Origin of the sequence: Streptococcus suis, assembly GCF_019856455.1 — a bacterium.
In the GTDB taxonomy this organism is placed as follows: domain Bacteria; phylum Bacillota; class Bacilli; order Lactobacillales; family Streptococcaceae; genus Streptococcus; species Streptococcus suis_AE.
Genome location: NZ_CP082205.1, coordinates 1,722,764 through 1,735,255, shown reverse-complemented (window position 1 = coordinate 1,735,255; position 12,492 = coordinate 1,722,764). Strand labels below are relative to the sequence as shown.

Genomic DNA, 12,492 nt, shown 5'->3' with positions numbered 1-12,492 from the left:
AAAGATATTTTTACTTTCCTAGAGTTTAAATGAGATTTAAATTCTAGGAAGGTTGAAAAACTTTCCAGAGGTAAGATATGTTAGGTCATAGGTTAGTAAGAGAAAAAGAAAACAGAATCAAAGGTGGTCTTTACCATAAGGTTCAGATAGAGCTGGCTTTCAACTCAAACCATATAGAGGGGAGTCAACTGACGCATGACCAGACACGGTATATCTATGAGACCAATACGATTGGTTTTGAAGACAATCCAACCATAAAGGTGGATGATATTATTGAAACGATCAATCATTTTACGGCTTTTGATTTTCTCTTAGTTAGCTTTCAAGATGACTTGAATGAAACTTGGATAAAGGAGATTCATGCTATCTTGAAGAGTGGTACTTCCGATTCTCGGAAGTCATGGTTCCAAATCGGAGATTATAAATTATACCCAAATGAAGTCGGCGGTCGTGAAACGACTCTACCCGAGTATGTGGAGTCAGACATGCAAGAATTGCTTAGAAATTATCATGCTCTATCACCTACTTCCTTTGAGGATATTCTTGACTTTCATGTTCGATTTGAACGCATCCATCCCTTCCAAGATGGTAACGGGCGAGTAGGTCGACTCATTATGTTCAAAGAATGTCTCAAACATGGACATGTCCCCTTTATCATTGGAGATGACATGAAGTATTTTTACTATCGTGGCTTAGCCGAGTGGGGAGAACAGAATGGTTTCTTATTAGATACTTGTCTAGCCGCACAAGATCGATTTAAGGACTATTTAGAGTATTTTAGGATTGAGGATTAATTAACTACAATAGTTAAATAAAGAGGAGAAAAAAATGGCATTTGATTTTACAAAAAAAGTAACCCCTTTTGAGAATAAGGTGTGGCTTGCCTCACCTACAATGCACGGTGATGAATTAGCATATATGAAGGAAGCCTATGATACCAACTGGATGACGACAGCAGGTTCAAATATTAATACCCTAGAGAAATTAATAACAGAATATACAAAAAGTGAGCACGTAGTTGCCCTTTCTTCAGGAACATCTGCTCTACATTTAGCAATGAAGCTAGCAGGGATTAAGAATGGTGATTATGTTTTTTGTTCGGATGTTACTTTTTCAGCCACTGTAAATCCAATCACATATGAAGGTGGGATTCCAGTATTCATTGATTCTGAGTACGAGACATGGAATATGGATCCGGATGCATTGGAGAAAGCATTTGAAATTTATCCGGATGTAAAAGTTGTTGTGTTGGTTCACTTGTATGGAGTACCTGCAAAAATCAATGAAATACAAGCTATTTGTGATAAACATGGTGCAATTCTTATCGAAGATGCAGCGGAGTCTTTGGGAGCAAGTTATAAGGGACAACAGACTGGAACTTTTGGACAACACTCTGTTATTTCTTTTAATGGAAATAAAATTATTACTGGTTCAAGCGGTGGAGCTTTACTAACCACTGATTTGAAGGCGGCAAATAAAGTTAGAAAATGGTCAACACAAGCACGTGAACAGGCTACTTGGTACCAACATGAAGAGATTGGCTACAATTACCGAATGAGCAACGTTATTGCAGGGGTTGTTCGCGGTCAAATGCCATATTTAGATGAGCATATCGCACAGAAGAAAGCTATTTACGAACGTTATCAAGAAGGATTGAAGGATTTGCCAATAAAAATGAATCCATTTGATCCAAGTAATTCAGTACCGAATTATTGGCTATCTTGCCTGCTCATTAATCCTGAAGCCATGGCGAAACAGGTGCGTTCGGATAGCGATGTTCTTTATACTTCTGAGAAAGGGAAAACATCTCCTTCAGAAATATTAGATGCATTAAATGCAATCAATGCGGAAGGTCGACCAATCTGGAAACCGATGCACTCTCAACCAATTTTTAGAATGAATCCATTTATTACAAAGAATGGGAATGGTAGAGCTCAAACCAATGCTTACATCGCGGGAAATTACTCAGATGTAGGAACAGACCTATTTGAACGCGGACTATGTCTGCCGAGTGATAATAAGATGACTGTAGAAGAGCAGAATATTATTATTGAGACCATAAAAGCTTGCTTTGAATAGGAATTAGGGAAAATGAAAAAAGGATTATATGAAAAATATTTTAAACGTTTGTTAGATATTCTACTATCTTTGTTCGCGATTATTTTACTATCTCCAATCATTCTTATGGTCAGTATTTTGGTGTATTTTAAATTAGGTTCGCCAGTCTTGTTTACGCAAGAACGTCCTGGTAAAGATGAAAAGATATTTAAAATGTATAAATTTCGAACCATGACGGATGAAAAAGATGAAAAGGGAGAACTTTTGCCAGACAGTGTTCGACTTACGGCATTTGGTAAGTGGCTCCGTTCGACTAGTCTAGATGAACTTCCTGAACTTTTTAATATTTTAAAAGGTGATATGAGTATTGTAGGTCCTAGACCGTTATTGGTAAAATACTTACCACTATACTCTGAAGAGCAAGCAAGAAGGCATGAGGTTAGACCGGGTTTGACGGGCTATGCTCAAGCGAATGGTAGGAATTCTCTAACTTGGGAGGAAAAGTTTAAAATGGATGTCAAATATGTTGGCAGTGTTACTTTTATAGGTGATATTATAATTCTTATACAAACAGTCTTAGCAGTATTCAAGAGAAGCGGGATTTCTTCTGCTGATTCAGTGACAATGGAGGAGTTTAAAGGAAATAAATGAAAAAACTTGCGATTATTGGAGCTAGTGGTCATGGTAAGGTGGTTGCAGATATTGCTGAAAAAACAGGTTATGATAAGATTATTTTTTTAGATGATGCTCAAGATAAATTGGAATGCACAGGCCACCCCATTGTGGGAAAGGTAGAAGATATTATTAATTTTAAAAATGATGATATTTTCATTGCTATTGGAAATAACAAAGTTCGCAATGAGATAGCTAAGAGATATGAAGAATTGAATTTTGTTACCTTAATACACCCAAGCGCTACCATTAGTCGTACAGTGTCAATTGGTAAAGGTACTGCTGTTATGGCAGGGGTAGTTATAAACACGGATGCTAAAATTGGTGATTTTTGCATTATTAACACAGGTGTTACAGTTGATCATGATTGTCACCTGAAAGATTTTGTACATATTTCTCCAGGGAGTCATTTGGCAGGTGGAGTTACCATTGGTCGTAATTCTTGGATAGGGATTGGAAGTTCAGTTATCCAATCGTTATCTATTTGTGAAGATGTCATTATTGGAGCGGGTGGAGTTGTCATTAAATCGATTGATAGTTCAGGAACCTATGTTGGACATCCTTGTAGAAAGGTTTATTGATGAAAATACTATACGTTACAACGATTTCAAACACACTGAATGCATTTTTAGTTTCTCATATTCAGGAATTGGTGAATGCTGGTCATAAAGTTGATATTGCATGTAAAGTGGAAAAACCATTAAGCGATGCGTTATTAGAAAATACTAGAAATTTCTATGAACTAGAGTTTAATAGGAGTCCTAGAAAGAATAATTTTTTGAGATTAATTAAACAGGTTCGGCAATTAGTGTGCCAGGAAGAATATGATATTGTTCATACGCACACACCAATTGCGTCAGCTGTTGTGCGCTTGGCATGTAAGGGTATTGAGAAAACGAGAGTATTCTACACAGCACACGGCTTTCATTTCCTAAAGGGGGGACCACTGTTTAGCTGGTTGATCTATTATCCAATCGAAAAGATTCTCTCACGTTATACTGATACTTTAATTACCATCAATAAGGAAGACTACTCAATTGCCAAAAAAAAATTTAAGATGAAGCATTTACATTTAGTACCTGGTGTTGGAGTTGATTTAGAGAAGTTCTATCCTGTTTCATCTGATGAAAAACTGGCTATTAAGAAACAGTTAGGACTAGAAACAGATAAGAAGTACTTGATTTGTATTGGGGAACTAAATATCAATAAAAATCAAATTCTTTTGATTAAAATGATGGAAATACTTTGTAAGGAAAGAGAAGATATAGTGCTTTTACTTGTTGGTAGTGGCCATTTAGAAAGACAACTCCAACAGTTGGTTAATCAACTGAATCTTGAAAGATATGTTCGATTTTTGGGATATCGTAATGACATTGCAGATCTTTTAAAAGCTTCAGACATAGCTTTATCAAGTTCCAAAAGAGAAGGTCTTCCAGTTAACTTAATTGAGGCGATGGCAACAGGATTGCCCTTAATAGTGACGAATTGTCGTGGGAATCGAGACTTAGTTCAAAATTTTCAAAACGGATTTGTTTTAGAACGCTCTGAACAGAAGAATTTTTCTAGATTTGTTACAAGTCTTTTAGATAAACCTAATCATTATAGAAGAATGTATAAGAACAACCTTAATCTGGTCAGTAGTTATTCTATTTCCAAAATTATGAGTATGATGGAGAAAATTTACATTGTTGATAAGTAATTATAGTCAACCCACCTCTAGTTCTAAGAGCCTTAGAGGTTCCGAAATAATATTTTTATGTTTTTTGCTAGGTAAACCATTTTATTTTTTAAATTCAGGAGGTATTCAACCAAGTGACATACTTTTGATATTCTCTTTTATTGCATTTTTATATGAAAATAATTGGAGGATACCATATGATAAAAAAGAAAAAAATTATTCAATATTTTTATGTTGTATTATTTTGATAAATTTATTTTATTGGGGACTATATTTTATATCAGGAAATGGTTGGTCATTCCTTCTATCGACAGTATATTATCTATACAATACAATTGTAATTTTGATGTGTCGACAATTTTTTAAAGGGAAACGCTTTATAGAAAGTTTGCTATTTATTGTTAAGGGAGGAATATACCTCCAATTCGCATTTTACGGTATTGATTTTTTTGTTCCACTCTCGTTTGTTGATGCTAGTGAATTAAGGTACATTGGTACATTTAACGACCCAAATCAACTTGGTTTTTTTCTACTAACTAGTATATTTATCATTATTATTTTAAACAGATTATTAGGTAGAAAAGAAAATTTATTTGTTCATTGTTTGACGTTAGTACTTTTATTTGCAACATCTTCTACAGGTATCTTTTTAGGTTTCGCTTTCTTATATTTCTTTATGTTTGCTATTTCTGAAAATAAGGAAAAAATTATTAAACAAATTGTTATTCTCGTTTTGGCATTTTTCATTCTATTTTGTTTACATTTTGCTGGTGTTTTCCAATTTTTTGATAAGATACAGGATAGCTTTCTGTATGAAAGGGTATTGCAGAAATTTGGAAGAGGTTTTACTATAAATCAAAATCAAACGGAATTGTCACTTATTCAAGAAAGAGGAATTGATAGGATAATTTTATATCCAGAGTATCTTTTATTTGGTGCAGGAGAAGGTTATCCTCAGCGCTTTGCTTTAAGTGGTATTTCAAATCTTGAAATACATTCAACACTCTTTGGCTTGCTGTTTTATTATGGTTTCCTTCCTTTTATAATATTTGTAAGATGGATTTGGATAAACATAAGAAAATCAGGTAACCTTATTTTTTATATTTTTGTTCCATTAATGTTTGAAAGTTTAACTTTAGCAAATCACAGGCAACCTTATTTTTGGATGTTATTTCTTCTGGCATCTTTCTTTGACGATGATAGTAGAAATTTTAGAAAATGGAGAATTGTAAAATGAGAATATCTGTTTTAATGGGAGTTTATAATGCAGAAAAAACCTTAAGAGAAGCGTTGGAGTCTATTTTTAATCAAACATACCAAGATTTTGAATTGATTATATGTGATGATGGTTCTACAGATAGCTCACTTGATATTCTAACCAAGTATTCACATAGGTTTCCTAACAAGATAAAGTTAATCATACATGATGTTAATAAGGGGTTAAATGAGACATTGAATGATTGTCTAAATATAGCAAAAGGCGAATATATCGCTCGAATGGATGCTGATGATATCTCGTTACCAATGAGATTTCAAAAACAAGTTGAGTTTCTAGATTCAAATCCAGAATTTGCATTTGTCGGTACTAATATGATTCATTTTGATGACTCTGGTGATTGGGGAATAAGTACATTGATTAAGATTCCACAAAAAAAGGACATGGTGAAAGGAAGTTCTTTTTCTCATCCTTCTATCCTTATGCGTAGGAGTGCACTTTTACAAGTTGGTGGATATACTGTATCGCCTAGATTGTTAAGAGTTGAAGATTATCATTTGTGGATTAAAATGTATGAATATGGCTTTTATGGATATAATCTTAGAGAACCTCTGATTAAATTTAGAGATGATAAAGATGCACAAGCTCGTAGAACTATTTCCAATCGTCTCAATGAAATATATGTAAAACATCTAGCCATCCATAAACTAAAGCTGCCTATATACAATTATGTATATATAATGAAGCCTTTGCTATTAATCTTAGTACCTGCTAGTCTCTACAAACTATTGCATCAATTTAAGTTGAAACGATGACATTAAAGGATACTTCTGTTTCCTATATATTTTAAGGTGTGTGATGGAGATTATAAAATGAAAAAAATTCTATTTTTTATTCCGACGCTTAGCGGTGGCGGAGCTGAAAAAGTTTTGGTAAATCTTGTAAACAATTTGAATAGAGAAAAGTACGAAGTAACAGTACTTACTCTTTTTGACACAGGAATAAACAAGAAGTATTTGGCTAAGCATATTCACTATAAGTTTATTTTTAAACGTCTCTTTCGAGGAAATACAGTGATTTTTCGATTATTTAGTCCAGAATTTTTAGCAAGAAAATTTATTGGACAAGAAAGGTACGATATTGCTATTTCATTTTTGGAAAGTCCCGCAACTAGAATTATTGCTGCCCTAGATGATGATACAAAAAAAATCCAATGGATTCACAATGAGTATTCTGACGAGAACGAATTTTTAAAATGTTATAGTTCTAAGAAAGAGTTTATAAAGTTACAAAATAATTTTGATAGAGTGATTTATGTTGCCGAGACGGTAAAGAGCGGATTTCATAATTTATTTCCAGAACTGAAATTGAGTGAAGAGATACTGTATAATCCGATTGATACTGATAGTATTAGAAAATTATCAGAAGAAAAGAGTCTCTACATAAAGAAATCACCGATAGGATTTCATATAGTTTCGGTTGGACGTTTGCATCCTCAGAAAGGTTACAGTCGTCTTTTGGATGTAATGTCTAAAGTGATTAATATGTATCCTCAGGTAACTCTTGAAATTTTAGGTGAAGGTGAACTTAGAGGAGAGTTAGAGCAAAAAATTAAAGCTTTAGGTTTGCAAGATAATATCAAATTGATAGGTTATCATGAAAATCCTTATGCTAGAGTCAAGAGTGCTGATTTGTTTATCTGTTCCTCATTACATGAGGGGTTTAGCACTGCTGTAACAGAGGCATTAATAGTTAATACACCAGTATTAACTACAGATTGCTCAGGTATGAAAGAATTACTGGGAAAGAATAATGAATACGGTATGATTGTTGAAAATTCTGAGTCAGGACTCTATGAGGGATTGATGAACTTATTGAAAAATCCAGAAAAATTGGAGAAATACAAACATATGGCCCAATTAAAGAGTGATTCATTTGATTTGAATTATAGGATGGAAAAAATTGAACAGATGTTAGACAGTTTATTATAAAACTATTTTCAAATATTCTATGAAATTAGTTGTTTACTATACATGTGTGTAGATTAGATTGACTATTGATGGAAAACATCTCTCAAAAGAAAACTATTTAAAGACATTATCAATATGGGTTGTCTATTAACATTTGTACGGAATAGTTGTTACGAAACGGCGTAGTATTTTGTATCGCAGTTTTTATATAACCGTATGAACATAGATTTAATTAAGATAGATTTGGACATAAATTCAAGATATTTTTGGTCTTGAGCAATGATACCAAACTTATTAGTACTGAAAATTAAAATTAGAAAATGTGTCGTGATTTTGTATATAAATTATGTTATTGTATGGAATTTATTGTACTTGTTTTCGAAAGACCTTACAATATATTAGATGTTAGTATTCATAGGTTTTATAGATTTTAAAATGGGTCATAATCATTAGATGTATACTATAATTAGTTAGCGGTACATGCATTTGTTGATAGATTCGATAGATTATTATTTTTGAGGATATTACAAAATGGGGAATTATAAAAAATTATTAAATAATTCAATATTATTTGCAATAGGTAATTTCGGGAGTAAGTTTATCACTTTTTTATTAGTTCCCTTTTATGCTCATTACCTCTCAGCTGAGCAGTTCGGAATTTCAGACACGATGCTAACAACTATTACAAACCTCATAGCTCCAGTAGTTTTTTTGAGCATTTATGACGCGGTTTTACGCTTTGGTTTGGATAGTAGTTATGATAAGGAGAAAGTTATTTCTAATTCCATTTTCATTGGAATTTTTGGTTTTTGTATAGCTTTAGTCTTTTTGCCAATATTGATGTTAACATCTTTTAAGATTTACATTCATTATTTTTATATTCTTTTAGCTCTAGCTTTTTTTCAAAATCTTTTTGGTCAGTATGCACGTTCTAAGGGGAAAGTTCAGTTATTCTCTCTAAATGGTATACTTTTATCAATATTTATTGCCATGTTCAGCTACATATTCATTGTTCAACTTCGAAAAGGGCTAGATGGATTTTTTTGGGCTCAGATTATTGCCTACTCTCTATCTGATATCATTTTATTTTTTGGTTCAGATGCATGTCATGATATTTCACCAAAATTTGTAACAAAGCAAGATATACGAATACTTTTAATTTATTCTATACCACTAGTTCCTAATTCTATTATGTGGTGGTTAATGACTGTTTCAAGTCGTTACTTAGTTTTATATTTATCAGGAGCTTATTGGACAGGTTTATTCGTAGTTGCCAGTAAATTTCCGTCTTTATTAAGCACTGTAAATCAAGTATTTATACAGGCTTGGCAGATTTCTGCAGTTGAAGAAGAAAGAAGTACAACAGCTGTTGATTATTATACAACGGTCTTCAAATCCTTAGCCTCCATGCTTTTTATTAGCTCTTCCCTATTAACAATGTTAATAAAACCTTTATTTAGTATTCTTTTTTCTTCGGATTATTTTACTGCTTGGTATCTTGTCCCTTTGTTAACATTAGGTACAATTTTTTCTGCTTTCTCAGATTATTTTGCAACGTACTATATTGTATCTAAAAAAACAGAAGGAATACTGCGAACTTCTATGTATGGAGGATTAGTAAATTTTCTATTGAATATCGTTTTAATAACATTTTTAGGTTTGGTTGGTGCAGCACTTTCGAATGCAATAAGTTTTTTTGTTATATTTCTTTTAAGATATTATGGAACCAAAGATATCGTTGATGTAAAGATTGATTGGACACAGATCTATGGATCTATTCTTTTAATAATTTTACAGCTGATATTGTTATTTTTTGATTTAGAGATAATGTTATTGATTCAGTTTTTACTTCTTATATGTATAGTATATTTAAATAAATTTTTTATTTGCACACTTATAAATAAGATAGTCAGATAAAATTGACTAACACCGTAACCGATCAATAACAAGGCATCTATCCAACTACTCCCTCCTCCAGTATACTGTTATAAAAACAAAACTGGAGGATTTTTATGTCACACCCTATCGTCCCATTGACTGTTCCCCAATCGCATCGCTTTGAAAGAAAAAATAGAAATGATATCCTGATGAAAATTCGTCTCGGAAAAGTGGAACTCACATTCTTCCAATCTATCATTCAAGAAATATTAGAAACTATTTTGGATAAGGTACTGCACTATGACCATCTGACTTAGTGAAGTAGTTGAATGTACAACTACTTAATTGGTTCGTCAAGTTGGGCACTATGACTGTATTGGATTTAGTAAAGATTTGGGTGTATAAATGACGATATATTATTGGCTTAGAAACGGATTAGTTTCATTTAAAATAAATGGTAATTCTTAGTTTTTCTATGATATAACACATGGTAGATTAGAATTCCTTGTAGACAACTTCACTTTTCCAGAAGGTAGTATGGGAAAAGTTTTCGATATACTTTGTTATTGAGCTGTTACTAGAAAAAATTTAGATGTCATGCTATAATATAACTAGAATATTTTCCGAATAAATAAGTAGAGAGTATTTCTCAATCTTATTATTTGGAGGATAGAGATGACAAAACGCCGTCAGGCAGTCAGCCCTATGGCTGATATTATTGCAAAAAAGATTTTCAATGACCACGAAATTACCATTGACTTTATAGATACCTTTTTAGGTTTTCGTCCCAAATCTGTTCAGATATTGAATGGAACTATCGCGGATGTGAAAAAAGAAAGGACTAGACACTTTAGTACAACCGTAGATATTTTGGCTCGGTTAGAAGATGGGACACAGGTCATTATCGAGATTCAAGTTGCCTATCAAAATGGTTTTATCAAGCGTTTGTGGACTTATTCCTGCCAACATTTGGTGAAGGACTTGCCCAATATTCGTGAGAAGGTCACGCAGACGCATGATATGTATAATAAAATTTCTCCGATTTATTCGATTGCTTTAGTAGCGAGTAAGTATTTCGATGATGAAAAACCTATTCACAGTTTTGTAATGACTGAAAAAGATAGCAGTCAAATCTTAGAATTACCATTTGGTGATCAGGAAGAATTAAAGAAACCATTTGAAATGGTTATCATTGAGCTGAAAAAGTTTCGTAAGGGTCAACTTGGGAAAAATCAACGCCAATGGATTGAATTTTTTGCAAATAGAGAATTTAGTCAATCGACATCAGATATTATTGAAAAGGCAGAGAATCTGCTAAACAGAAATACATGGACAGAGGAGGAAATCGAAATGGTAGATCAATGGTTGCGTAATGCCTCCAATCATTTTGGGGAATTGGAAAGTTCTTTTATACGTGGTAGAAATCGTGGAAAGGAAGAAGGTCGATTAGAAGGTAGTATACAAAAAAGTTTAGAAGTTGCTCAGCGCTTATTAAACAGAGGTCTTGGCATAGAAGATGTTTTAGAAATCACCGGCTTAACTTCAGAACAGTTGGCTTCCCTTTCACAAGACCATCAGTTTTAGGAGGTAGTGAAAATGGTAGATCAATGGTTGCGTAATGCTTCCAACCACTTTGGAGAATTGGAAAGTTCTTTTATACGTGGTAGAAATCGTGGAAAGGAAGAAGGAAGAGCCGAAGGTCTAGAGAAAGGCCTAGAAGAAGGAAGTCTACAAAAAAGTTTAGATGTTGCACAAAAATTATTAGCTAGAGGTCTTGACATAGAGGATGTGTTAGAAATAACAGGACTAACTTCGGAACAGTTGACTCAATTCTCGCAAGAACATCAGTTCTAGGAGGAAAATACAAAATATATGAAACATTACGACTACTTAGTTGTTGGTGCAGGTCTGTTCGGAGCGGTCTTTGCTCACGAGGCAGCTAAAAAGGGTAAAAAAATAAAGGTTATCGAAAAACGAGAACACATTGCGGGTAACATCTATACCAAAGAAGTAGAAGGTATTCAAGTCCATGAATATGGCGCACATATTTTCCATACTTCTGAAAAAGAAATTTGGGATTATGTGAATCAGTTTGCGGAGTTCAACCGCTATACAAATACACCAGTCGCCAACTACAAAGGTGAAATCTACAATCTTCCATTCAACATGAATACTTTCAATAAACTGTGGGGCGTGGTGACCCCTGCTGAAGCAGAAGCGAAGATTGCAGAGCAACGAGCTGTTTTGGGAGGAAAAACGCCTGAGAACTTGGAAGAACAAGCCATCTCACTAGTTGGTACAGACATCTATGAAAAATTGATTAAGTCATATACCGAGAAACAATGGGAAAAACCATGTACGGAGTTACCTGCCTTTATCATCCGTCGTTTACCCGTGCGTTTAACTTATGATAATAACTATTTCAACGACACATATCAAGGTATTCCAATCGGCGGTTACACGCAGATTGTTGAAAAAATGTTGGATCATGAGAATATTGATGTTGAGACAAATGTTGATTTCTTTGCCAATAAGGAAGACTATTTAGCTACCTATCCGAAGATTGTCTTTACAGGAATGATTGACGAGTTCTTTGATTACCAACTTGGTGAATTGGAATATCGTAGCCTTCGATTTGAGACAGAAGTGTTGGATATGGAAAACTATCAAGGGAATGCAGTTGTGAACTACACAGATAGTGAAACGCCATTTACTCGTATTATCGAACACAAACATTTCGAATTTGGTACACAACCGAAAACCATTATTACACGTGAGTATTCGAAGACCTGGAAACGAGGCGATGAGCCGTATTATCCAGTGAACAATGATCGTAACAACAAACTTTATACTGCTTATAAACGCCTCGCAGAACAACAAGAGAACGTTATATTCGGTGGGCGTCTTGGTCATTATCGTTACTACGATATGCACCAGGTTATCGGTGCGGCCTTGCAATGTGTGAGAAATGAAGTTGGGGAATGATTTTGAGAAGTCATCAAGGTAGTAATTGATTCTTG

General features: G+C 33.7%; 13 protein-coding genes. All 13 read left to right on the top strand.

All coding sequences use genetic code 11. The features are described 5' to 3' along the window. The first annotated feature begins 77 nt into the window (after positions 1-77). The 13 genes from K6969_RS08380 (at position 78) to glf (ending at position 12,457) form a co-directional block, all read left to right on the top strand. Positions 78-794: a Fic family protein gene (locus K6969_RS08380; protein WP_171942611.1), complete on the top strand. Its 717-nt coding sequence runs from the start codon at positions 78-80 to the stop codon at positions 792-794. A gap of 34 nt (positions 795-828) precedes the next feature. Then, positions 829-2,079, top strand: coding sequence for a DegT/DnrJ/EryC1/StrS family aminotransferase (locus tag K6969_RS08375; protein WP_029187421.1), 1,251 nt, complete (start codon positions 829-831; stop codon positions 2,077-2,079). A 12-nt stretch (positions 2,080-2,091) separates the two neighbouring features. Then, on the top strand, positions 2,092-2,709 hold the full coding sequence (locus tag K6969_RS08370) for a sugar transferase (protein ID WP_029175972.1): 618 nt from the start codon (positions 2,092-2,094) through the stop codon (positions 2,707-2,709). Then, entirely contained in the window at positions 2,706-3,311 is a 606-nt protein-coding gene (locus tag K6969_RS08365; protein ID WP_044777111.1) for an acetyltransferase, read from the top strand. Before K6969_RS08370 ends, K6969_RS08365 begins: the two co-directional genes overlap by 4 nt. Continuing rightward, positions 3,311-4,429, top strand: coding sequence for a glycosyltransferase family 4 protein (locus tag K6969_RS08360; RefSeq protein WP_029175975.1), 1,119 nt, complete (start codon positions 3,311-3,313; stop codon positions 4,427-4,429). Before K6969_RS08365 ends, K6969_RS08360 begins: the two co-directional genes overlap by 1 nt. 64 nt (positions 4,430-4,493) lie before the next feature. Next, positions 4,494-5,645 carry a hypothetical protein gene (locus K6969_RS08355; protein ID WP_321537387.1) on the top strand — a complete coding sequence of 384 codons (1,152 nt, stop codon included), beginning with the start codon at positions 4,494-4,496 and terminating at the stop codon, positions 5,643-5,645. Next, positions 5,642-6,439: a glycosyltransferase gene (locus K6969_RS08350; protein ID WP_029175977.1), complete on the top strand. Its 798-nt coding sequence runs from the start codon at positions 5,642-5,644 to the stop codon at positions 6,437-6,439. Before K6969_RS08355 ends, K6969_RS08350 begins: the two co-directional genes overlap by 4 nt. A gap of 57 nt (positions 6,440-6,496) precedes the next feature. Beyond that, positions 6,497-7,615 carry a glycosyltransferase gene (locus K6969_RS08345; protein WP_029187419.1) on the top strand — a complete coding sequence of 373 codons (1,119 nt, stop codon included), beginning with the start codon at positions 6,497-6,499 and terminating at the stop codon, positions 7,613-7,615. A 510-nt stretch (positions 7,616-8,125) separates the two neighbouring features. After that, a complete protein-coding gene (locus K6969_RS08340; protein WP_171942609.1) occupies positions 8,126-9,511 on the top strand; it encodes a lipopolysaccharide biosynthesis protein in 1,386 nt (461 codons plus the stop codon). Positions 9,512-9,606: 95 nt separating this feature from the next. Next, complete coding sequence (locus K6969_RS08335; protein WP_029175980.1) at positions 9,607-9,789, top strand: hypothetical protein; 183 nt, start codon at positions 9,607-9,609, stop codon at positions 9,787-9,789. A 358-nt stretch (positions 9,790-10,147) separates the two neighbouring features. Then, on the top strand, positions 10,148-11,056 hold the full coding sequence (locus tag K6969_RS08330) for an Rpn family recombination-promoting nuclease/putative transposase (protein WP_171942608.1): 909 nt from the start codon (positions 10,148-10,150) through the stop codon (positions 11,054-11,056). A gap of 12 nt (positions 11,057-11,068) precedes the next feature. Beyond that, a complete protein-coding gene (locus K6969_RS08325) occupies positions 11,069-11,326 on the top strand; it encodes a hypothetical protein (protein WP_029187139.1) in 258 nt (85 codons plus the stop codon). 18 nt (positions 11,327-11,344) lie between these two features. Then, positions 11,345-12,457, top strand: a complete 1,113-nt coding sequence (gene glf, locus K6969_RS08320) for a UDP-galactopyranose mutase (RefSeq protein ID WP_171942607.1) — start codon at positions 11,345-11,347, stop codon at positions 12,455-12,457. Positions 12,458-12,492: the final 35 nt, after the last annotated feature.